We start from the raw sequence: 22,195 nt of genomic DNA, 5'->3' as shown, positions 1-22,195 counted from the left end.
CGCCCCCCCCCCCCCCCCCCCCCCCCCCCCCCCCCCCCCCCCCCCCCCCCCCCCCCCCCCCCCCCCCCCCCCCCCCCCCCCCCCCCCGCGACCGGGTGCGCGCGCGGTCCGCGTGGACGCTACGGGCGCAGGGTGGCCTCGTCGCGGTCGATCTCACCGTTGCGCCGGTCCAGCTTCCTGTCGAACTTCGCCAGCGGCTTCGCCTTCGCCGGGTCCGCCTGGACGGCCGCCGGGGCGACCCCCGCCCACCGCAGGATCGCGGCGGTGGCCTTCGCCCTCTGGTCCTCGATGAGACCGGAGACCCGCGCCCCGTGGTTGCCGCCGGGGACGGTGTAGACGTAGCTGTCCCGCGCCCCGTGCCCGAGGCGGAACGGCTCCGCGCTCCACGGGTCGTTCTGGCCGTTGACGTACATCATCTGCCGGGCGTTGCGCTGGACCCAGCGGTCCACGTCCCGCATCGCGCCCCGGTCGAACGCCATGGGGATGGAGCGGGGCACGAAGGTGCGCGGGGGCTGGTAGCCGTAGCGGCTCAGCTTGCCGAGCCAGGGCTGCCTGATGTCCGGCGCCCCGAGCTCGGTGCCCGCCTGGTAGTAGTACGGGGTGTACGTCTCCAGGGCCTGGTCGGCGTAGGCGGAGAAGCTGGAGATGCCGTCGACGGAGTTCCAGATCTCCTCGTCGGTGGACTTCTCGGCGTCGGCCGGGATGTCCGCGCAGTCGGCGAGCAGGCTGTACTGCCAGAACGCCCACACGTAGTCCATCACCGAGGCCTCGAAGGCCCGGTCGAGGGAGCCGACGGTGTCGAAGGTCCAGCCGTTGGCGGCGGCCTCCTCCCTGAACTTCTTCTGGAGCGGGGCGCGGCGGACCAGCGCCTCGCGCTGCACGCCGGCCAGCTTGTCGCGGCACTCCTCGGTGCCGACGTTCCGGAAGAACCGGTCGTACGCCGAGTCCTCGTCGTTCACCACGTCGTTCGGCGCCACGTAGGCGACGACGCCGTCCATGTCACGGGGGTAGAACCGCTCGAAGTACGTGGCGGTCATGCCGCCCTTGGAGCCGCCGGTGGCCAGCCACTTCTCGCCGTAGATCTTCTTGAGCGCCGTGAACACCCGGTGCTGGTCGCTGGCGGCCTGCCAGATGTCGAGCTTCGACCAGTCGGCGGGGGCCGGCCGGGACGGGCTGAAGAAACGGTACTCCAGGGAGACCTGGTTGCCGTCGACGATCTGCGTCGGCTCACTGCGGCTGGGGTTGGTGGAGACGTTGTAGCCGCTGGTGAAGAACACCGTCGGGCGGCTCACGTCCTTGTGCAGCAGGGTGACGCGCTGCTGGAACGTGCCCTTGGAGGGGTGCCGGTGGTCGACGGGCTGGGTGTACTCGAGGACGAAGTAGCGGTAGCCGGGGTACGGCTTCTCCGCGGTGAGGCGCATCCCCGGAATGGCCAGGATGCGGTCCTTGATGTCCTCGCCGGCCGCGTAGCCGCTTCCGGCGGCCCCGCTGCTCCGCTGGACGACCGGTTCCGCGGCGGTGGCCGCACCGGCCGAGGCCCCCGTCGCACCGGCCGTGCCTATGAGCACCGCGAGCGACAGAACCCCTGTGAGCGCCTTGCGCATACACCCTCCCCTTGGTTCACGACATTCGCCGTGAACCTATCGGGGCGGTCCGTGCCGCGCCAGACCTGTTCGTCCCCGTACTCAGGACTTTCCCGCGCCTTTACGCCCCTGGTGCGGGCGTTCGCGCCGCTCCGCGCCCCGCCGGAGGGGTCAGCACAGAATCCATCCGGTGGACGCCGACCTCCCGGCGACCGCGCCGGTGGCCCGGACGCAGCGGTGCAGCGCGTCGACGGTGACCGGGCCCGCCATCCGCGTGTACGAGCCCCGGTCCTCGACGACGCGGCCGCCGCGCGACTGGAGCGTGACGCTCATCGTCCGCCGCTTGCCGGGCTTCTTCGCGACGGTCACGGCGCAGACCTGGGCGCGGCTCTTGTAGACGCGCAGCTCGCCCGTGGCGAACCCGACCGTCTTGGCCGGACGGCCCGAGCAGCCGGCGGCGGCCCCCGCGGCCGCTCCGGCGGTGCCGGGCGCGCCGATCAGCAGCACCAGCCCGGCCAGCAGGGGCGTGACGAGCAGGCGCACCAGCAGCGGCCGTGCGGCCGCCGCCGTGAGTCCGGTCGCCGCGGTCCTCGTCGGTCCTGTCACTCCGTCGATCCCGTCCACCCTCGCCCCCACCTGACACGTCCGTAGGCACCTGTGCGTCCCTGGCTACGACGCGGCAGCCCGCCCGGCGGTTGCGCCCGGCGGACGGCCGGGGCGTCCCGGCGGACGGCCGGGGCGTCCCGGCGGACGGCCGCGGGCCGGGCCGGTCGCCGCGGCGGGGTCAGACGCCCGCCGGTTCGCCCTCCCCTATGTCCTCGCCTATGAAGGTGCGCCACAGTCGGGCGTACCGCCCGTCGCGGGCCAGCAGCTCCCCGTGCGTGCCGTCCTCGACGACCCGCCCGCGGTCCATCACCACGACCCGGTCGGCGCGGGCGGCGGTGGTCAGCCGGTGCGCCACCACCAGCGTGGTGCGGCGGCCGGCGAGCCGGTCGGTGGCCTGGTTGACGAGCCCCTCGGTGGCGAGGTCCAGGGCGGCGGTCGCCTCGTCCAGGAGCAGGACGTCCGGGTCGACCAGCTCGGCGCGGGCCAGGGCGATGAGCTGGCGCTGCCCGGCGGAGAGGTTGCGGCCGCGCTCGGCGACCTCGTGCAGGTAGCCGCCCTCCAGCGTGGCGATCATCTCGTGCGCGCCGACCGCGCGGGCCGCCGCCTCCACCTCGGCGTCGGTGGCCTCGGGCCGCCCGTAGGCGATGGCGTCGCGGACCGTCCCGGCGAACAGGTACGCCTCCTGCGGGACGACCCCCAGGCGGTGCCGGTAGGCGGTCATGTCGAGCGTGCGCAGGTCGGCCCCGTCGGCGGTGACCCGGCCGCTCGTGGGGTCGTAGAACCGGGCGACCAGCTTGACCAGGGTCGACTTCCCCGCACCGGTCTCCCCGACGAAGGCGACCGTCTGCCCGGCCGGGATGCGCAGGTCGACGCCGGTCAGCGCCTCCTCCTGCGCGCCGGAGCCGTCCTCGCTCCGGGAGCCGTACGCGAAGGAGACGTCCTCGAACGCGATCTCGCCGCGCAGCGCGCGCACGTCGCGCGGTTCGTCCGCGCCGGGGGTCGAGGTGGGTTCGCGCAGCAGCTCCTGGATGCGGCCGAGCGAGACGGTGGCCTGCTGGTAGCCGTCGAAGACCTGGGAGAGCTGCTGGACGGGGGCGAAGAACAGGTCGATGTAGAGGAGGTAGGCGACCAGCGCGCCGGTGGTCAGCGTGCCGTCGTCGACCCGGCCGGCCCCGACGATCAGCACGGCGGCGGTGGCGACGGCGGCGAGCAACTGGACGAACGGGAAGTAGACCGAGATCAGCCACTGCCCGCGGATGCGGGCCTCGCGGTAGTGGTCGCTGCGCGCGGCGTAGCGGGCGGCCCCGTCGCGCTCGCGGCCGAAGGCCTGGACGATGCGGAGGCCGGCGACGGACTCCTGGAGGTCGGCGTTGACGGCGCTGACGCGTGTGCGGGCCAGTTCGTACGCCTTGACGCTGCTGCGCCGGAAGAAGACGGTGCCGACGATCAGGACGGGCAGGGTCGCGAAGACGACCAGGGCGAGCTGCACGTCCAGGACGAGCAGGGCGGCCATGATCCCGAAGAAGGTGACGACGGAGACGAACGCGGTGACGAGCCCGGTCTGCAGGAACGTCGACAGCGCGTCCACGTCCGTCGTCATCCGGGTCATGATCCGGCCGGTCAGCTCGCGCTCGTAGTAGTCGAGGCCCAGGCGCTGGAGCTGGGAGAAGATCTTCAGGCGGAGCGAGTAGAGCACCCGTTCGCCGGTCCTGCCGGTCATCCGGGTCTCGCCGATCTGGGCGGCCCACTGCACGAGCACGACGGCGAGCGCGACGGCCGAGGCCGCCCACACCGCGCCGATCGAGACCTGGGTGACGCCCTCGTCGATGCCGTGCCGGATCAGGACGGGCAGCAGCAGGCCCATGCCCGCGTCGACCGCGACGAGCCCGAGGCTGACCAGGAGGGCTGCGCCGAAGCCGCGCAGCAGCCGGCGCAGCCCGTAGGACTCCTCCGGCCGCACGGCGGCGGCCTCGTCCACGTCGGGGGCGTCGGTGGCGGGCGGCAGGGCCTCGACCTGGGCGAGCAGCTCGGGGGTGGCGGGCGTCCCGGCGGCCGCGGTGTCGCGCCCCTCCTCCCGGCGCGTCCACAGCTCGGGCGTGATGCCGCGCTCGGCGTCGAACGCGGCGTCCAGCTCCTCCTGGAGGGCGAGGTCGTCCTCCGCGTCCGGCTCCACGCGCGCGGGCCGGTGGCCGGGGGAGGCTCCGCCCAGCTCGTCGGGGTCGGTGAGCAGGCGGCGGTAGAGCGGGGAGGTGCGCTCCAGCTCCTCGTGCGTGCCGAACGCGGCGAGCCGGCCGCCGTCCAGGACGGCGATGCGGTCGGCGAGCTGGAGGGTGGAGCGGCGGTGGGCGATGAGCAGGGTCGTGCGGCCCGCCATGACCTGCTTGAGGGCCTCGTGGATCTCGTGCTCGACGCGGGCGTCGACGGCGGAGGTGGCGTCGTCCAGGAGGAGGAGACGGGGGTCGGTGAGGATGGCGCGGGCCAGCGCGACGCGCTGGCGCTGGCCGCCGGAGAGGGTCAGCCCGTGCTCGCCGACGGTGGTGTCGTAGCCGTCCGGCAGCTCGGCGATGAAGCGGTGGGCCTGCGCGGCGCGGGCGGCCCGCTCGATCTCCTCCTGGGTGGCGTCGGGGACGCCGTACGCGATGTTGGCGCGGACGGTGTCGGAGAAGAGGAAGCTGTCCTCCGGGACGATGCCGATCGCGGCGCGCAGGGAGGACAGGGTCAGCTCGCGCACGTCGTGGCCGCCGACCAGGACCGCGCCGCGCGACACGTCGTAGAAGCGGGGCAGCAGCAGGGAGACGGTGGACTTGCCGCTGCCGGACGCGCCGACGACGGCGACGGTCTCGCCCGGCTCGACGGTGAGCGAGAAGCCGTCGAGGACGGGGCGCTCCTCGGCGTCGTAGCCGAAGCGGACGTCGTCGAACTCGATGCCGGCCGGGGCGTCGGCGGGCAGCTCCTTCGTGCCGTCGCGCAGCGAGGGCTCGGTGTCGATCAGCTCCAGGACGCGTTCCACGCCGGCGCGGGCCTGCTGGCCGACGGTGAGGACCACGGCGAGCATCCGGACCGGGCCGACGAGCTGGGCCAGGTAGGTGGAGAAGGCGACGAAGGTGCCCAGCGTGATCTCGCCGCGGGTCGCCAGCCAGCCGCCGAGGGCCAGCATGGCGACCTGGCCGAGGGCGGGGACGGACTGGAGGGCGGGGGTGTAGCGGGAGTTCAGCCGGATGGTCCGCATCCGCCCGGCGAACAGCCGGCGACCGGCCTCGCGGAGCTTGCCGGTCTCCTGCTCCTCCTGGCCGAAGCCCTTGACGACCCGGACGCCGGAGACGGCCCCGTCGACGACCCCGGCGACGGCGGCGGCCTGGCTCTGGGCGTACCAGGTGGCGGGGAAGAGGCGGGTGCGGGAGCGGCGGGCGATGTACCAGAGCGCGGGGGCGACGGCGAGGGCGACGAGCGTCAGCGGCAGGGAGAGCCATGCCATGACGACCAGGGAGATGACGAAGAGCAGCACGTTCCCGATGGTCATCGGGAGCATGAACAGCAGCCCCTGGATCAACTGGAGGTCGCTGGTGGACCGGCCGACGACCTGGCCGGTGGACAGCTCGTCCTGGCGCTTCCCGTCGAGCCGGACGATCGTCGCGTACATGTCCGTACGCAGGTCGTGCTGGACGTCGAGGGCGAGCCGGCCGCCGTAGTACCGCCGGATGTAGGTGGCGACGTAGACGAGGACGGCCGCGCCGACGAGCAGCCCGGTCCAGACGGCGAGGGAGCGGGTGTGGCCGACGACCACGTCGTCGATGATCACCTTGGTGATGAGCGGCACGAGGGCCATGACGGCCATCCCGGCGAGCGAGGAGCCGAGGGCGAGGACGACGTTGCGCCGGTACCGCCACGCGTACCCGGCCAGCCGTCGGCCCCATCCCCGTTGCTCTGCGCCCGTCACGCTCCGCCTCCCGATCCGGCCCTCCGGCCTGTCCGTCTTCCGCCTGCTCTACCGGAGGCACCAACGCCCCGGACTGCGGATTTCATCCCGCTGCAACAAACGGACGGTGAACGGGGAGGCGGCGGAGCGGGTCCGGACCGGCGCGCCGCGGGCGAGGTTCGCGCTCCGGCCGGCACGGGTAGTGATGTCCCTCGCCGGTGGCACGAGCCGGTGTACGAGGGGGAGGAACCCATGGGGAACGCGCAGCCCACCGACGCCTACCGCTGCGGTCAGCTCTACGCGGTGATCGCCGCGCTGGAGAAGCTGGCCTCGCCGAACGGCGTCTCGGCCCTGGAGAAGCCCGGCGCGCGGGCACGGGCCTCCGAGGCCCCCCACGCGCACCTGCACAAGCCGCTGAACCAGGCGGTGGAGTTCCTGATGGCGGCGCGCGCCCGGCGCAGGGGGGAGGCCGCCGAGGCGCTCTTCCTGGCGATACCCGCCCTGCTGCCTTCGACCATGAGCCTGCCGCGCTCCCTCAACCACGCGCAGCGGGACCAGTTCACCGACGGCTTCCACGCCCGGACACGGGAGGCGGGGGGCGCCGCGTAGCCCCGCCGGGCGCGGCACGGGGCTCGCCCGGCCGCCGCGCCCGGCCGTCGGGGCCGTGGCTCACCGGGCGCCGCTGCCCCTGTCGGCGGCGATCTGCCGGGACATGATCGTGGTCAGCTCGTACGCGGTGTGCGAGGCGGCCACGGAGGTGATCTCGGCGTGGTCGTAGGCGGGCGCGACCTCGACCAGGTCGGCGGAGACCAGGCGGCAGGAGGCGAGGCCGCGCAGGATCTCCAGCAGCTCACGGGAGGTGAGGCCGCCCGCCTCGGGGGTGCCGGTGCCGGGGGCGTGCGCCGGGTCCAGGACGTCGATGTCGATGGAGATGTACAGCGGCCGGTCGCCGATGCGCTGACGGAGCTGGTCCGCGATCTCGTCGACGCCGCGCCGCATGACGTCGGCGGAGGTGACGATGCCGAATCCCATCTTCTCGTCGTCGGTCAGGTCCTGCTTGCCGTAGAGCGGGCCGCGGGTGCCGACGTGGGAGAGCGCGGAGGTGTCGAGGATCCCCTCCTCGACGGCCCGGCGGAAGGGCGTGCCGTGGGTGTACTCCGCGCCGAAGTAGGTGTCCCAGGTGTCCAGGTGCGCGTCGAAGTGGAGCAGGGCGACGGGCCCGTGCTTCTTGGCGACGGAGCGCAGGAGCGGCAGGGCGATGGTGTGGTCGCCGCCGAGGGTCATGAGGCGTGCGCCGGTGGACAGCAGGTCGTCGGCGGCGGCCTCGACGGTCTCGACGGCCTCGTTGATGTTGAACGGGTTCGCCGCGATGTCCCCGGCGTCGGCGACCTGCGCGAGGGCGAACGGGGAGGCGTCCTGCGCCGGGTTGTACGGGCGCAGCAGCCGGGACGCCTCCCGGATCGCGTTGCCGCCGAAGCGGGCGCCGGGCCGGTAGGAGACCCCGGAGTCGAAGGGCACGCCGACCACGGCGACGTCGGCGCGCCCGACCTCGTCGAGCCGGGGCAGCCGGGCGAAGGTCGCGGGCCCGGCGTACCGGGGGACGCGGGAGGAGTCGACGGGGCCGCGCGGCGGTGCGGTGCTGCTCATGAGGGTGCCTTCCTTCGTTCTCGTACGGTGGCCCGCGGGCGGGGACGCGCCGCCGGGCCCGGCGGTCGCGGGCGCGTGGCCGCGGGCCCGCCGCCGTCGCCCGTCCGGCGCGTGGGCGCGCGGGGCGGACGGCAGGCGGCCGAAGCCGCCGCTGAAGTGTACGTTTCCTCCCTTCTGGGCGGCGGAACGGGCGCGGCCGGGCCCTCCGCGCACCGGCGGACGCGCCGCGGTGCGCGCGGACCCCGCGGCGGGGCGGGAGAGCCGCCGCCCGCACCCTGGTGTGTACGCCACGGCCGCTCCTCGGTATGTTGCAGTGGCAAAGGGGGGTCGCGTGGCACGGGACTACGACAGCCAACTGCTGGAATCGGTCGGGGTGCGCCGCCGCAGGATGCGGGACGCCCTGCTGTTCGGTGCGGGACGCGCGCGGCGGACCGCCGACGAGCGGCTGGGGAAGGTGTTCGCCGGGATCGCCGTCACCGCGGTGCTCTGCGCGGGGTGCGTCGGCTGGTCCTTCCTCCAGCACACCCTGGCCGAGCAGAGGGCCGAGCAGGAGCGGCAGACGCGTCAGTACGAGCAGCCGGCCCACTCCCCCGGTCCGCGGAAGGACCCCTGATCGGCTCCGGCGCGGGGGTGCGGCGGTGGCCGGACACGGGCCCGGACCCCCGTCGCGGGCGAGATCCCACGAACCCGGAAAGGCGCGGGGCACGTGGCGTACGCGGCCCGATCAGCCCGGATTTTCGGAAAATCACGATGATAGGTTTCCGTAAGTGGTGAGTACAGCGATGACGTCCCGCTCGGAACTGAGCCGGGTGACCCTGGTCGGCGAGCGGCGCCGCGCCGACATCGTGCTGCCCTCGGACACGCCCATCGGCCAACTGCTCCCCGACATCCTCCAGTTGCTGGACGACCGGGCCGCGGCACGGCCGTTGACCCGGCAGTTGATCACCTCCGACGGCTCGGCCCTGCCGCACGACAGCACCCTCGCCTCGGCCGGCGTCAGCGACGGCGCCGTGCTCCGGCTCGTGCGGACCCACGCCGCTCCGCCCGCGCCCGTGGTCCACGACGTCACGGACCGGGTGGCCGACAGCCTCGACCTGCAGGCCTGGCGCTGGCGACCGGCCGCGCGCCGGGTGGCGGCCGGGGCGACGACCGCGGTGTTCGCGGTGGCCGCCGCCCTGCTGGCCCGGCGCGAGTTCCCGCTCGGCGCCCTGGCGGGCGCGCTGGCGGCCGCCACCGCCGTCCTCCTGGTGGGCGGCGCGCTGTGCGCCCGGATCGGGAGGGGCAACCGCGGCCTGGCCACCGCGCTGCTGTTCGTCTCGGGCGGCCTCGGCGTCCTCACGGCCTGGACCGCCGCCGACGCGTACGCCTGGTCGGGGCCGGCCCGGCTCGCCGCGGTGGCGGCGGCGGTGGTCCTGGCGCTGCTGCTGCTCGGCCTCTGCTCCCCGCTCGGCCGCGGCGGCCTGATCGGGGCGGGGGCCACGGCCGCCGTCAGCGCCGCGTGGGAGGCCGTGGCCGCCGTGGAGCCGGAGCCGGCGCGGCTGGGCGCCGTGATGGCCGTGTTCTCCGTGGTCCTGCTCGGCGTGCTGCCCCGGCTCGCCCTGATGGCGTCCGGGCTCACCGCGCTGGACGACCGGCGGTCGGGCGGGGTGTCGGTCAGCCGGCACGACGTGGCCGACGCGCTGGCCGCCACCCACCGCGGACTCGCCCTCGCGACGGTGGTCACCGCGGCCTCGGCCGGAGCGGCGGGCTGGCTGCTCACCCTGGCCGCGCGGCCGACCGTGTGGACGGTGCTCCTGCCCTCGCTGGTCGCGGTGGTCCTCCTGTCGAGGGCCCGCGCGTTTCCTCTGGTGGCCGAGGTGGTGGCCCTGTTCGCCGCCGCCGGGGTCCTCCTCGTACGGCTGGTGATGCTCTGGATGGAGCAGGGGTCCGGGGGCGCGGGGCCGGTCGCCGTGCTCGGCGCGGCGGCGCTGCTGCCCCTGTTCGCGCTGTCCGTGGAGCCTCCCGAACATCTGCGGGTGCGGCTGCGGCGCACGGCCGACCTGGTCGAGTCCATCGGCATGGTGGCGCTGTTCCCGCTCGCCGTCGGCGTGTTCGGCGTGTACGGCCAACTGCTCGACAAGTTCTGACATGCACGCGTGGCGGCTCCGGTCGGGGGACCGGAGCGGAGGAGAAGGGCAGACATGCCGAACGCGGACAACTGGCAGGGCGACGTGCTGCGCGATCTGAGGGGTGCGCCCGCGACGAGCGCGGCGGGCCGGGACGCGCCCGCCCCCGCCGCGCAGCCGCCCGCCCCCGCACCGGGGCCCGCCCCGGCGGCGGCACACGGCCCGGCGGCGGAACACGCCCCCGCGCAGGGCCGCGGCCCCGCGCCCGCACCGCGCCCGGCGCCTCCGCGCCGGCCCTCCCGGTCCCCCGACGCGTGCCCCGTCGCCGACAGCGCGCTGACCGCCACGGCCCGCCGCCCCCAGCGCGGCGAGCCGGTCGCCGCGCGGGCGGCGCGCGCGGTGCGTCGGATCGTTTCCTCGTCGGCGGCGCGCGAGGTCGACGACATCACCCGCACCGCCGAGGCGCTCCAGCAGCCGGTGACGACCGGCCGCCAGATAGCCGTCACCTCCATCCGGGGCGGCGCGGGCAAGACGACGGTGGCGGCCCTGCTCGGTCTGGCGTACGCGCACTACCGCCAGGACCCGGTCCTCCTCGTCGAGGCCGACCCGGCGCTCGGCTCGCTGCCCCTGCGGCTCGGCGCCGAGGCGCTGCGCTGGACCACCGCCGACCTCGCGGACCTCGTGGAACCGCAGATGTCGCTGCTCGACGTCACCGGCTACCTCGTCCAACTCCCCGACAACGCCTGGCTGCTGCCCGGCAGCCAGGGCCGGATCGGGGCCATGCTGGACACCTCGGCGTACGAACGGGTCATGGTCTCCCTGCGCCGCTACTTCGGGATCACCGTGGTGGACTGCGAGACCCTGCCCGCCGAGGTCGCGCGGGTCGCGCTCTCCGCCGCCCAGGCGCGGGTCCTGGCCGCCCCCGCCACGCTGGAGGGCATCACCAGCACGTACGCGGTGCTCCAGTGGGTGCGGCAGCTCCCCCGGCACATCATCGACGGGACCGTGGTCGTGCTCTCCACCACGGTGGCGCGCCCCGGCATCGACGTGGAGGCGGCGGCCGAGAAGCTGCGGTCCACCGGCGCGGCCGTCCACGTCCTGCCCCACGACCGGCACCTGGCGGCCGGCGGGGTCCTGCGCACCGACCTGCTCGCCCGGCCCACGCGGCTGGCCGCCACCCGGCTGGCCGCCGAGGTGTTCCGGCTCTCCCAGAAGCGCCGGTGACCTCCGTGGCGCACCGGCCGGACGCCGCGACCGGCGCCCCGGCGGCGCCCCCGCCGGGTGTGCGCCGACCCGGCCGGCGCGGCCGCCCGACCCGGACCGCGCTCCCCACCCCGCCGACCGCCGACACCGGACGGAGCCGATGAGCACCCGCCTGATCCACCGCCCCGCCCGGACCACCCGCCCCCCGGCGGCGCCCGCGCCCCGCACCATCGAGGCCCCGCCCAACCTGCCCGAGGGCAAGGCGGGCAACATCGCGATGTCCCTGCTGCCGGTCGCCGGGGTCATGTCGTCCGTCGTGATGATGACGGTCGTCCGCAACAGCCAGTTCGCCGCGCTGGGCGCGATCATCCTCGTGGTCACCGTCATCGGGTCGGTGGCGCTGCTCTTCTCCCAGCGGGGCAAGGCCCAACGCACCCGCCGCACCCAGCGCGAGGCCTACCTCGCCTATGTGGAGGACCTGCGGGAGGAGTTGGCGGCCGAGGAGCGCGAACGGCGCGAGCGCGCCGACGTGCTGAACCCCCCGCCGTACGCCCTGTACGACATCGTGCGCGACCCGGCCCGCCTGTGGGAGCGGCGCAGGACCGACGACGACTTCCTGCGCGTACGGGTCGGCACCGGCGAGATGCCCGTACGGGACCTGGCGATCGCCGAGCCGGGGTCGACGGTCCTCACGCCCCCCGACCTCTTCATGCTCAACGAGGCGTCGGCGCTGGTGAACCGGTTCAGCAACGGCGCCGAACTGCCGCTCACCGTCCCCCTGGACCGGGTCGGCAACGTCAGCGTGATCGGCCCCCGCGAGGACTGCCTGCGGGTGGCGCGTGCGCTGCTGGTCCAGACCGCCGCCCTGCACGCCCCCGACGACGTGGCGGTCGCCCTCGCCGCGCCGGGCGACCGCATGGCCGACTGGGAGTGGGCCAAGTGGCTGCCCCACCTGCTCGACACCGAGCAGTTCGACGGCCCGGTCGCCGCCCGCCGCATCGCCCCCTCCGCCCCGCAGCTCGCCCGGCTGATCGGCGCCGACCTGCGCCGCCGGGCCTCGTACGCGGCCGAGGTCCGCCGCGGCCTGGCCGGCCGGGACGCCCTGTCCATGACCTCCCGGCTGCTCGTCGTCACCGACGGGCACGGCGAGGACGCCGTCGACCTGCCGCGCCCGGACGAGGCCGTCGGGCTGCGCGAGATGGGCATAACGGTGCTGCACCTGCTGGAGCGGCGGGTGCAGGAGCCGGGGGACGTCAGCGTGCGCGTGACCGTCGACGGCACGGACGTGGTCATCGAGGACCTGCGGACCCCGGAGCCCGTGGAGGCGCACGGCTCGGTGGACGAGGCGGGCGTCCCGTTCGCCGAGGGCCTGGCCCGGATGCTCGCGCCGCTGCGGCTCTCCGCCGAGTCGCTGGTCGACGCCCCGCTGTCCGGGCCGGTGGAGTTCGCGGCCCTGCTCGGCATCGACGACGTGGCCCGCCTCGACCTGGACCGGCTGTGGGCGCCGCGCGGCGAACGCGCCTTCCTGCGCGTCCCGATCGGCGTCAGCGACGCCCACGAGCCGGTGCTCCTGGACCTCAAGGAGTCCTCCGAGCTGGGGATGGGCCCGCACGGCCTGTGCGTGGGCGCGACCGGTTCGGGCAAGTCGGAGCTGCTGCGCACCCTGGTCCTCGCCCTGGCGGCCACGCACCCCCCGCAGGACCTGGCGCTGGTGCTGGTCGACTACAAGGGCGGGGCGACCTTCGCCCCGTTCGCGGACCTGCCGCACGTGGCGGGCGTCATCACCAACCTGGAGAACCAGGCGGGGCTCGTCGAGCGGGTCCACTCCTCCCTCGCCGGCGAGGTCAAGCGCCGCCAGCAGGCCCTCAAGGACGCGGGCAACGTCGCCGACATCGGGGACTACGCGGCCCTGCGCGCCGAGAGGCGCCCGGACCTCGAACCCCTGCCGCACCTGTTCGTCGTGATCGACGAGTTCGGCGAACTGCTCACCGCCAAGCCCGACTTCATCGACCTGTTCCTCTCCGTCGGACGCATCGGCCGCTCCATCGGCGTGCATCTGCTGCTCTCCAGCCAGCGCATCGAGGGCGGCAAGCTCAAGGGGCTGGACACCTACCTCTCCTACCGGCTCGGGCTGCGGACCTTCTCCGCCGACGAGTCCCGGACCGTCCTCGACACCCCGGACGCCTTCCACCTGCCCCCGCTGCCCGGCTTCGGCTACCTGAAGGTCGACACGAGCCACTACTCCCGCTTCAAGGCCGGTTACGTGTCGGGGGCCTACCGCGGACCGGTCCGCGGCGCGGACGAGGAGGCCACCGGCCCGCTCGCCCTGCCGTACGAGGCGTCCAACACCCTGGCCGCGGCGGACGAGACGCACCAGACCCCGCAGCCGGCGCCCCGCCGCCGCGAGACCGGTCCCACCGAACTCGGCGTGATGGTCGCGCAGTTGGCGGACTCCGCACCGCCCGTACGGAACATCTGGCTGCCCCCGCTGCCCGCCGCCACGGCCCTGGACACCGTCGCCGGCCCGCTGGACATCGGGCCGGACGGGATGAGGCTGGCCGGAGCGGGGACGGACCGCCGCGGCCCCCTCCGCGCGCCGGTCGGGCTCCTCGACGACCCGGCCAAGCAGTGGCAGGGGCAGTGGTTCCTGGACCTCACGGTGGCGGGCGGCCACGCCGCGGTGATCGGCGGACCGCAGTCCGGCAAGACGACGCTGCTGCGCACCCTCGTCCTCTCCCTCGCCCTGACCCACACGCCCCGCCAGATCGGCGTCTACGGACTCGACCTCGTCGGCGGCGGCCTCCAGGCCCTCTCGGGACTGCCGCACGTCGGCGGCATCGCGGGCCGTGCCGACCGGGAGCGGGCGGTGCGCACCGTCGAGGAGATCCGCGCCATGCTCGCCCTGCGCGAGGAACTCTTCCGCGAGCACGGCATCGACTCCGTCGGGCAACTGCGCGCCCTGCACGCCGCCGGCCGGCTGCCCGAGCTCGCGTCGGCCGACATCCTGCTGGTCATCGACGGATTCGGGGCGCTCCGCGACGACTTCGACGAGCTGGACGACGCGATCGGCGACCTCCTCAAGCGCGGCGGCGGCTACGGCATCCACATCGTCGCCGCCATGCTGCGCTGGAACGACGTGCGCATCGCCATCCAGTCGAACTTCGGCACCCGCGTCGAACTGCGCCTGAACGACCCCGGCGAGTCCAGCATCGACCGCAAGCTCGCCGAGACCCTGTCGCCCGACGAGCCCGGCCGCGTCCTCACCGACCAGAAGCTCTTCGCCCAGGTGGCGCTGCCCCGTACGGACGGGGTCGCCGACACCGCGGACCTCGGCGCGGTCCTGGAGCGCACGGCCCGCACGGTCCGGGCCACCTGGAGCGGCGAGGTGGCCCGGCCCGTACGGGTGCTGCCGCACCTCCTGGAACCGCACGCGCTGCCGGGGCCCGCGGCCGAGCCCGCCCGCGTCCCGATCGGGCTCGACCAGTCGGCCCTGGCGCCCGTCCTGCTCGACCTGTTCCAGCACGACCAGCACCTGCTGGTCCTGGGGGACAGCGAGTGCGGCAAGACGAACCTGCTGCGGACCGTCGCCCGCGGCCTCATCGACCGTTACGGCGAGGACGAGTTGGTGTTCGCCGTGATGGACCCGCGCCGCTCGCTGCGCGGCGCGGTCCCGGAGGAGTTCAACGGGGGCTACGCGTACAACTCCAAGCTGTGCGCGGGCCTTGCGGCGGGCATCGCCACCGAGCTGGAGAAGCGGCTCCCCGACGAGAACGCCCGCCTGGAGGACCTGGAGCCCGGCAACTGGGGCAGCGGCCCCCGGATCGTCGTCCTCGTCGACGACTACGACGTCCTGACGACCGCCGGGCAGTCCCCGCTGGCGGCGTTCCTCCCGTACATCCCCTCGGCGGCCGACATCGGCCTCCACTTCGTCCTGACGCGGCGGGTCGCCGGCGCCTCGCGGGGCATGTACGAGCCGCTGGTGCAGGGGCTGCGGGAGTCGGGCGCCTCGGCCCTGCTGATGACGGGAGACCGCAGCGAGGGCCAGTTGTTCCCCGGCGTCTACGCCTCCCGACAGGCCCCCGGCCGGGGCGTGTTCATCCGCCGGGGTCAGCCGAACCGCCTGATCCAGACCGTGTGCTCACCCGCATGAGACACCGGGACGCCCCACCGATCGCGCACGCCCGCCACCGAACGACGAAGGACCGGACGGCCCCGCCATGACCAAGGACGTCATCTCCCTCACCCCCCGTATGCCCGACCCGTGGGCCGTGCTGGCGGGCCTGCTCTCCGGCGGCCCGGACAAGCTGGTCGGCACACGGGGCGAGGGCGCCGTGGTGCAGCTCTGCGACGCCGGGGGCCGCCCGCTCGTCTCGGTGGAGGCGCCGCTGCTGGTCTCCGTCGAGGGCGAGGCCGAGCGGCTGCTCGGGACCACCGCGCCCCCGGTCCCGTACTGGTGGACCGAGGCCCGCGCCACCACGGGCGTCGCGGAGGCGGAACAGCTCGCGGGCGTCTTCGCGACCCGGCTCGCCTCGCTGGTGGGCGGCTCCGTCTGGCCGCCTGACGCGGCCGACTCGCTCGCGGTGGTGAGGACGGACGGCATGGGCGTCGCCCCGGAGCCGGCCGCCGCCCAGCCCGCCGTCGACGTGCTCACCGACAAGGTGGCCGTCGTCATCCAGGACCGCCCGGTGGTGGCCATGACCGCCTGGCTCTCGGACGCGTTCCGGGCGGCGGCCGAGGCCGGCCTCGGCCTCCAGATCGTCAGCCCGGCGGGCGCTGCGCTCTCCCCCGTCGCACGGGACGCGCTGGGCGGGTGGCCGAACCGCTGGATCGTGCAGGACGACCGGGACGGCTACTACGACGGGCTGACGGGCGCCGTACTGCGGTGGCAGGACGGCGTGTTCGCCCCGGTCGCCTCCGCCGACGCGACGGAGGACGACCCGCACACCCCGGTGGCGGCCGCCTACCGGCGGGCGCGGGACACGGGCGAACGCCAACTGGCCCTGACCTTCCGCATGGTGCACCCGGCGGACGAACGACTGGTGCTGGGCGGCGGGTTGGAGACGGTGTGGCGGGAGCTGACGGGCGAACCGCCCGCCGGCTGGGGCACCGCCGAACCGGCGACCCTGCCGTGGTCGCCGCGCCGGCTCACCGACATCGCGCACGAGCGGGCCCCGGAGCCGACCTGGTTCGTCGCGGTCGGCCACCGCTCCCGGCCGGGCATCGCGACGGTGCGCGTCACCCGTACGCAGGCGGGCGTGGAGGAGCACGTCACGCTCGCGTTCGGCTACGGCGGCGACGAGGAGCCCCCGCTGGACGCCCTGCCCGCGGCCGCCGAGGCGCTCGCCACGCGCCACCGCCTCCAGTCGATGCTCGTACAACTTCGCAAAGCCCGCCGCGACCTGGCCGTACCGCCGCACTTCGAGGGGCCGGGCGTCCCGCTGGCCTTCGTCCTGGGCGCGGAGGAGGTGCGCGCGATGCCGGGGGACCGGGCCCGGCGCACGCCGCTGTCCGAACCGCCGCTCGCGCTCGGCCCGAGGACCAGGCCCGCCCTGTACTACCCGCTGCCGGGGGACCCCTCGGACCTGGCCGGCTGGCGGGACTTCGAGAGGCTGACGCGCCACCTCAAGGGAGCCTGAACCACGCCCGGTCGCGAACAGGCCGATGGCCGATTGCCGATTGCAGAAGCGACGCCGGGGTTGATAGACAGAGGTGTACGCGTACGTTCGTTCGGTGTATCGGGGGGTGTCATGAAGTTCGACATGGGAGCGTCGGTCCTGTCGAAGCTGTTGTCGGGTTCGCAGGGCGCGAGTACGGATCTGGGGACGCTGATCCAGCAGTTGATCGCCGCGGCGGAGCCGCTGGAGGGCAAGTTCAACGGGGCCGGGAAGGTCGCGTTCGACGACTTCAAGGCGCGTTCGGACGAGATCACGAAGGCGTTGAACGCGTCGTTGTCCGGGATCCTGGGCGGTCAGTCGGGGATGGACGCGGCGTTCGGCTCGGGCGATCAGGAGCAGGGCGAGAACGCGAGGACGCAGATGGCGTCGGCGAACTTCGACGCGGCGCGGTTCTCGGGCCGTTGAGCGTGGTCGGTGTGGACGGAACGGGTCGGACGGGGAGTGATGGGTGATGGCGGGAAGCGCGGATCGGCGTTCGTACGACACGGGCGCCTCGACGGAGGTGCAGGCCTCCCTGCAGGTGGTGATCGGCCGGTTGGAGCAGGTGATCACGGCTCGGGACACGCAGGTGAAGGCGGCGATGGCGGACTTCGCGGCCGACGGGGTGGCCGATGAGTACCACGGCAAGGAGTTGCGGTGGAACGCGACCTCGCAGGAGGTCCGCAACATCATCCGGCTGCTGAAGACGACGCTGGAGAAGAACGACGGCACGGCCGCGCAGACGCTGGCGCGGGCGAAGGCGGCGGTCGACGGCATCGGCTGACGCCGCGGCCGGTCGAGGGGATGCGCCGACCGCACGGGGTGCGGGCGGACTGTGGTGTGCGTACGGGGGCGTGAATGGTTGCGTGGGACATCAAACCGCAAGGCGTGCAGGGCCAGTTGAAGCTGGTCGGCGGCCATGCCGGTGAGCTGGAGAAGGCGCTGAACGCGCTGATGAAGGACCTGGGTGAGGCCGCGACGGCGGCGGGCACGGCCGTGCCGGGCACAGCGGCCAGTTTGCCGCTGCACGGCCCGGTCGCTCCGGGTCAGGCCCCGTTGTCGCGCGCGACGACGGGGCCGGTCGCGGCCGCGCTCGGCGCGTACGCGAACGCGCGCCAGGCCCAGTTGAAGGCGGTGTCGGAGCGCATCCAGGCGGCGGTGCTGGGCGCGGCGACGGCGACGAACGAGTACGTGGAGGGCGACCTCGACACCGCGAAGCAGGCGCAGGACGCCGCGAGGTCGGTCCGGTTGGACCTGCTCAAGGACATGAGGGCCGGCGCGTGAGCGAGAACGAGCCGGTCAACCTGGCGGGCATACCGGTCTTCACCGGTGATCTGGCCCTGTTGGACACGAAGGTGAGCGCCCTGCGGGGGGACGGCGAGAAGATCGCCACCGCCACGGGCGACATCCACAGCAGCTTCGGCGGCCTGCGGGCCTTCTACCAGGCGCCCGAGGCCGAGCAGTTGTTCGCGGTGACGAAGCCGGTCGCCGACCGCGGGGCCGCGCTGAAGGCGGACCTGGCCACGATCACGAGCGCGTTGAGCGCCTACTCGGACGACGCCCACCCGCTGGTCGAGAAGCTGAAGGAGCTCAAGCGGGACGCGGGGGCGTTCCTGGTCAAGGCGAACGCGGACGACAAGTGGCGCGAGGACGGCGACCTCGTCGAGGAGAACAACCGCCGCCGCGAGGAGATCGCCGAGACCTGGGCGGCGTTCCAGGCGGTGGAACGCGCCTGCTACAACAAGATCATCGCGCTGGTGCCGGACGGCACCCCGCTCCGGACGGACGACGGCTCCGGCGGCAAGGGCATGTACGGCTACGACGCCGAGGCCCTCAAGCAGGCCAAGGGCCTGCCCTGGGGCGACCCGGTCAAGGAGTCCACCCCCTGGTGGCACGTCCACGAGCACGTCTGGGACTTCGGCAAGGGCTTCGTGGTGGACGGGGTCTGGGGCACGGTCAAGGGCCTGGGCACGCTGGTGGGGTTCGACGGCTGGGACGCGGCGAAGCAGGCCTGGACCGGCCTGGGCCACCTCGCCACCGGCGTCGTCCTCACCGTCGCCGCTCCCCACCTGTTCTGGGCCACCCCGGACAAGTACCTGCCCGGTTTCGCCCGCGACGCCCGCAACGCGATGAAGGAGACCGGCAAGGCCCTCATCGCGTACGACCAGTGGGGCGAGAACCCGGCCCGCGCCGGCGGAGCGGTCACCTTCAACGTCCTGACCACCGTCTTCACCGGCGGCACCGGCGGAGCCGCCGCCGGCGCCGGCAAAGCGGCCGTCGCCGCCAAGGCGCTCTCCCTCGCCAACAAGGCCGGCCGCTACGCCGACCCCACCACCTACCTCTTCACCGGCGCGACCGCCGGCCTCACCAAGATCAGCACCGTCATGACCGGCCTCAGAGGCATGGGCCACATCGACATCCCACCCCTGCCGCCGGGCGCGGTCACCCTGCCGGACGGCGCGTTCAAACTCTCCGACGGCACCCTGCACCTGCCCGAGGGCGCGGCGGTCCCGGAAACCGCGTTCGAGGTCCCGAAGAACTCCTTCAGGCTCCCCGACGGCGCGGAGATCCCCGCCGGAGCCCTCGACCTCGGCGACAACGTGGTCCGCCTCCCCGACGGCATGGCCCCGCCCGCGGGCTCCCTGCCGATCCAGGAAGGCGCCCTCAAGCTCCCCGGAGGCACCACCGCCCTGCCCGAAGGCACCTTCAGGGGCGTCGACGCGGACGGCAACGTCGTCCACCTCGACCGCGAGGGCAACCTCCTCGGCGAGGACGGCACCCTCAAGCAGCACCACACCGCCGCGATCCGCGAGAACCCGACCGACGGCAGCTCCGTCACCACCGACACGGACGCCCCCCTGCCCCGCACCCCGGCCGAACAGTCGGCCCTGGTCGGCGTGGGCGCCCGAGGCGGCGGCGACACGGTCCGCCTCGACTCGACCCTCGGCGACACGGGCCGCCTTGACTCGGCCCTCGGCGACACGGGCCGCGTCGGCCACGACGTGGGCCGCACGGGCAACGAGCCCCCGAGCACCGACAGAACACCGGGCGGCACGGCGAACAACCTGCCGGGGGGCACGGCGAACAACTTGCCGACCAACAGCGTGGACAACGGCACACCCAACGGCGGCCCGGAGGGCGGCGGGGGCGGCCGCGCACCGGTGAACAACCTGGACGGGGGCGGTCCGACGGGCACCGGCGGCCGCGACCTTTCCGGCGGTGGCAGCGCTCCCAACGGCGGCAGACTGCCTCATTCCGATAACTCGGGTAGTCGGAGGCCGGAGTATGCATCTCCCTACAGCCACGATCACGCGGAAGTGGAGACCTCTCGCGCAGTGGAACAGGGAGAGGTCCCGGAAACACCTACTGAGCGGAGAGAGAGTGCGCAAGCAGATGCATCTACCGTTAGTACGAGTAGAAGCAGCGAACCGCACCACTCCAGGCCTGCCCTGCTACCCGCGGACGGCCCTCTCACACTGAGGGACGTACGCAATACACGCCCCACACGTACACGATGGGAACGCGGAGAGGAGTTCCATCGCCAGATGTGGGGGGGCGGGTCGGAGCGGCACTATCCGGTCCCGGTGAGTAACGATGCCAACTATCCGGTAACAGCCCGTGGCGGACGGAAGGTAGACGTTCCTGTCGACATGCCTGACGGGCGTACAGTTGCAGTGGAAGTAAAAACATACGGCCCCTATCGGTCCATTACCCTCAAGGACGGAACTCGCCGGTCTATCCCCAACGAGGTACCGCTCAGCAAGCACATAAAGGAACAGATTCATAAGGACCTAGCCTTGAGGGAAATCGATCCCAGGTACGACCCCCGGTGGTCTTTCACACACGCAGGACCTTCCGACGAGCTTCGCGCTTACCTCAAAAAGGTCAAAATAATATTTCTTGAGTACGGGAAAACTCCCAAAAAAGATTAACATCACCAAGCCGTCATGCAATTGAAGCGAGGGCGCAACCCGTGAACGAAAACCAAGCATCGCTCGCAGCAGATATTTCCGAGTGGTCAGATGGAGCCCATGAGCGCGCCATCGGCATCGCGGAGATGTTCGGTGTAACAGCGGAGGAGTACACCGGGGAACCACTTTGCCTTCTTCCTGCGCTACAGAATTACGTAGACCGACTACCGCTCGAGGACTTCGAGCAGTCAGACTGGGTGACTCTACACACCGACTTGAGCGCTTACCTGGGGGATCTCATGATCCTTCGCCACGGTGCAAAATGGACCAAAGTTAATGATGCCACCTCTTCTCCCGGCTATCGATATCTAATTGAGGCGAGAGGTCTTGACGGAGATGTCCATCACATGGAGCCCTTCGATGTCGTTATGGAAGAATTTTCGCACCCACCTATCGAAATCGGGCGGATGATCGCAAACGCAGAGGCAGTATTGCACGCGACCGTGGATCCACAGGAGGGTGCAGTGGATTCGGATTAGATGCAGGATTCACCGCATTCCAATATGCGCATATCGACGGGGAGAAGTTGGGGCGATTTCTCCTAGAGGTTGTCCCGTAAATGATCTGAGGCATGCAGGCTGACCTGTTTGTTTGCCTGTTATCCGGTGAGGGTGAGGTTGTGCAGGCGGGTGATGCCGAGCATGGTGTGGTGGACGCCGTCGTCCTTGAGGCGGCAGTCGTGGAGGATCTTGCAGCTCTTCATGCGGGCGAAGGTGTGCTCGACGCGGGCTCGCACCTTGCGGTGGGAGGCGTTGTGCTCCTCCTTCCAGGCCGGTAGTTCCTCGTCCTTGTGCCGACGGTGGTGCGGGATGGTCAGCCCGGTGCCCCGGTAGCCGCCGTCGGCGATCCCGGTGGGGATGGTGCCGACGGCGGTCTTCGTGCCGGAGTCCTGCCAGGCCCGGCAGTCGTTGCGGTTGCCGGGCAGCGGCTTGCCGACGGCCACCACGAGGCGGGTGTCGGCGTCGATGACGACCTGGTGGTTGGTGGAGTGGAGGTAGTTCTTGCTGGAGGCGGCCACGGTCCGGTCGCGGGTGGGGACCAGCGTGCCGTCCACGATGAGCACGGCCTCCTTACGGAACCGCCGCCGGGGCTGGAGGGCGAGAGCCGGCCCGAGGTGGGCGACGATCCGGTCGGCCGCCGACTTCGAGACGCCGAACGGCGGGGCGAGTTGCCGCAGGGTGAGGTTGGTGCGCCAGTACGCGGCCACCAGCAGCACCCGGTCCTCCAACGGCAGCGACCACGGTCGGCCCTTGCGGACCGGATCGGCCCCCTCACGCCGCAGCGCGGTGATCAGCTTGTTGAACTGCCGAGGGCTCAGCCCGGTGAACGGGCCTATCCACGAGGGTTCCGACGCCGTGATCACACCAGCCACAGCAAGATCATCTCACCTCTGGCCAGCAGTTACGGGACAACCTCTATTGATCAGAAACTCATGGGGTTCTCGTCCAGGACGTAGCGGACATGCGGGCCGCCGAAGTAGCCGCGGACGATGTGCGGTTGTCGCTGGCGT

The 22,195-nt window shown here is 73.0% G+C and carries 16 protein-coding genes; 11 read left to right on the top strand and 5 right to left on the bottom strand.

What is annotated here, in order from left to right; all coding sequences use genetic code 11:
- Positions 1 to 119 precede the first annotated feature (119 nt).
- The 3 genes from ACZ6EJ_RS20205 to ACZ6EJ_RS20195 all read right to left on the bottom strand — a co-directional run bounded on the left by ACZ6EJ_RS20205 (position 120) and on the right by ACZ6EJ_RS20195 (position 6,126).
- On the bottom strand, positions 120 to 1,604 hold the full coding sequence (locus ACZ6EJ_RS20205; protein WP_469268822.1) for a S28 family serine protease: 1,485 nt from the start codon (positions 1,602 to 1,604) through the stop codon (positions 120 to 122).
- 150 nt (positions 1,605 to 1,754) lie between these two features.
- Positions 1,755 to 2,132: a hypothetical protein gene (locus ACZ6EJ_RS20200; RefSeq protein ID WP_469268855.1), complete on the bottom strand. Its 378-nt coding sequence runs from the start codon at positions 2,130 to 2,132 to the stop codon at positions 1,755 to 1,757.
- A gap of 235 nt (positions 2,133 to 2,367) precedes the next feature.
- A complete protein-coding gene (locus ACZ6EJ_RS20195) occupies positions 2,368 to 6,126 on the bottom strand; it encodes an ABC transporter ATP-binding protein (RefSeq protein WP_469268821.1) in 3,759 nt (1,252 codons plus the stop codon).
- A gap of 231 nt (positions 6,127 to 6,357) precedes the next feature.
- On the opposite strand from ACZ6EJ_RS20195, the gene ACZ6EJ_RS20190 reads away from it, so the two are divergent.
- Complete coding sequence (locus tag ACZ6EJ_RS20190; protein ID WP_469268820.1) at positions 6,358 to 6,714, top strand: hypothetical protein; 357 nt, start codon at positions 6,358 to 6,360, stop codon at positions 6,712 to 6,714.
- Positions 6,715 to 6,774: 60 nt separating this feature from the next.
- Here the strand turns inward: ACZ6EJ_RS20190 and speB are convergent, their stop codons facing one another.
- Entirely contained in the window at positions 6,775 to 7,752 is a 978-nt protein-coding gene (gene speB / locus ACZ6EJ_RS20185) for an agmatinase (protein WP_469268819.1), read from the bottom strand.
- A gap of 331 nt (positions 7,753 to 8,083) precedes the next feature.
- Between speB and ACZ6EJ_RS20180 the strand changes: the two genes are divergently transcribed.
- From ACZ6EJ_RS20180 to ACZ6EJ_RS20135, 10 genes are all read left to right on the top strand, one after another.
- Positions 8,084 to 8,365, top strand: a complete 282-nt coding sequence (locus ACZ6EJ_RS20180; RefSeq protein WP_469268817.1) for a hypothetical protein — start codon at positions 8,084 to 8,086, stop codon at positions 8,363 to 8,365.
- 169 nt (positions 8,366 to 8,534) lie between these two features.
- Positions 8,535 to 9,878: a type VII secretion integral membrane protein EccD gene (eccD, locus tag ACZ6EJ_RS20175; protein WP_469268853.1), complete on the top strand. Its 1,344-nt coding sequence runs from the start codon at positions 8,535 to 8,537 to the stop codon at positions 9,876 to 9,878.
- Between the two features lie 54 nt (positions 9,879 to 9,932).
- Positions 9,933 to 11,081 (top strand): MinD/ParA family ATP-binding protein, encoded by a 1,149-nt coding sequence (locus ACZ6EJ_RS20170; RefSeq protein ID WP_469268815.1) that lies wholly within the window; start codon positions 9,933 to 9,935, stop codon positions 11,079 to 11,081.
- Between the two features lie 139 nt (positions 11,082 to 11,220).
- On the top strand, positions 11,221 to 15,210 hold the full coding sequence (gene eccCa / locus ACZ6EJ_RS20165; protein ID WP_469268814.1) for a type VII secretion protein EccCa: 3,990 nt from the start codon (positions 11,221 to 11,223) through the stop codon (positions 15,208 to 15,210).
- Between the two features lie 67 nt (positions 15,211 to 15,277).
- Positions 15,278 to 16,696 carry a DUF6177 family protein gene (locus ACZ6EJ_RS20160; RefSeq protein ID WP_469268813.1) on the top strand — a complete coding sequence of 473 codons (1,419 nt, stop codon included), beginning with the start codon at positions 15,278 to 15,280 and terminating at the stop codon, positions 16,694 to 16,696.
- Between the two features lie 111 nt (positions 16,697 to 16,807).
- Positions 16,808 to 17,140 carry a hypothetical protein gene (locus tag ACZ6EJ_RS20155; RefSeq protein WP_469268812.1) on the top strand — a complete coding sequence of 111 codons (333 nt, stop codon included), beginning with the start codon at positions 16,808 to 16,810 and terminating at the stop codon, positions 17,138 to 17,140.
- Between the two features lie 46 nt (positions 17,141 to 17,186).
- Positions 17,187 to 17,498: a pore-forming ESAT-6 family protein gene (locus ACZ6EJ_RS20150; protein WP_469268810.1), complete on the top strand. Its 312-nt coding sequence runs from the start codon at positions 17,187 to 17,189 to the stop codon at positions 17,496 to 17,498.
- A 74-nt stretch (positions 17,499 to 17,572) separates the two neighbouring features.
- On the top strand, positions 17,573 to 17,998 hold the full coding sequence (locus tag ACZ6EJ_RS20145; protein WP_469268808.1) for a DUF6507 family protein: 426 nt from the start codon (positions 17,573 to 17,575) through the stop codon (positions 17,996 to 17,998).
- Positions 17,995 to 20,646: a hypothetical protein gene (locus ACZ6EJ_RS20140; RefSeq protein WP_469268807.1), complete on the top strand. Its 2,652-nt coding sequence runs from the start codon at positions 17,995 to 17,997 to the stop codon at positions 20,644 to 20,646. Before ACZ6EJ_RS20145 ends, ACZ6EJ_RS20140 begins: the two co-directional genes overlap by 4 nt.
- Positions 20,647 to 20,687: 41 nt before the next feature.
- A complete protein-coding gene (locus ACZ6EJ_RS20135; RefSeq protein WP_469268804.1) occupies positions 20,688 to 21,164 on the top strand; it encodes a hypothetical protein in 477 nt (158 codons plus the stop codon).
- A gap of 119 nt (positions 21,165 to 21,283) precedes the next feature.
- On the opposite strand, the gene ACZ6EJ_RS20130 is transcribed toward ACZ6EJ_RS20135, so the two are convergent.
- A complete protein-coding gene (locus tag ACZ6EJ_RS20130) occupies positions 21,284 to 22,057 on the bottom strand; it encodes a transposase (protein ID WP_469268803.1) in 774 nt (257 codons plus the stop codon).
- Between the last annotated feature and the right edge of the window lie 138 nt (positions 22,058 to 22,195).

The organism is Streptomyces sp. NPDC041970 (genome assembly GCF_055588985.1).
Note: the sequence above shows the minus strand (reverse complement) of the source record. Positions and strands in the feature narration are given on the sequence as shown.

Bases quoted from the DNA above. Each gene is read 5' to 3' on its own strand.
- ACZ6EJ_RS20205 (WP_469268822.1), bottom strand. From the start codon at position 1,604: ATGCGCAAGGCGCTCACAGGGGTTCTGTCGCTCGCGGTGCTCATAGGC.
- ACZ6EJ_RS20190 (WP_469268820.1), top strand. From the start codon at position 6,358: ATGGGGAACGCGCAGCCCACCGACGCCTACCGCTGCGGTCAGCTCTAC.
- speB (WP_469268819.1), bottom strand. From the start codon at position 7,752: ATGAGCAGCACCGCACCGCCGCGCGGCCCCGTCGACTCCTCCCGCGTC.
- eccD (WP_469268853.1), top strand. From the start codon at position 8,535: ATGACGTCCCGCTCGGAACTGAGCCGGGTGACCCTGGTCGGCGAGCGG.
- ACZ6EJ_RS20170 (WP_469268815.1), top strand. From the start codon at position 9,933: ATGCCGAACGCGGACAACTGGCAGGGCGACGTGCTGCGCGATCTGAGG.
- eccCa (WP_469268814.1), top strand. From the start codon at position 11,221: ATGAGCACCCGCCTGATCCACCGCCCCGCCCGGACCACCCGCCCCCCG.
- ACZ6EJ_RS20160 (WP_469268813.1), top strand. From the start codon at position 15,278: ATGACCAAGGACGTCATCTCCCTCACCCCCCGTATGCCCGACCCGTGG.
- ACZ6EJ_RS20155 (WP_469268812.1), top strand. From the start codon at position 16,808: ATGAAGTTCGACATGGGAGCGTCGGTCCTGTCGAAGCTGTTGTCGGGT.
- ACZ6EJ_RS20150 (WP_469268810.1), top strand. From the start codon at position 17,187: ATGGCGGGAAGCGCGGATCGGCGTTCGTACGACACGGGCGCCTCGACG.
- ACZ6EJ_RS20145 (WP_469268808.1), top strand. From the start codon at position 17,573: ATGGTTGCGTGGGACATCAAACCGCAAGGCGTGCAGGGCCAGTTGAAG.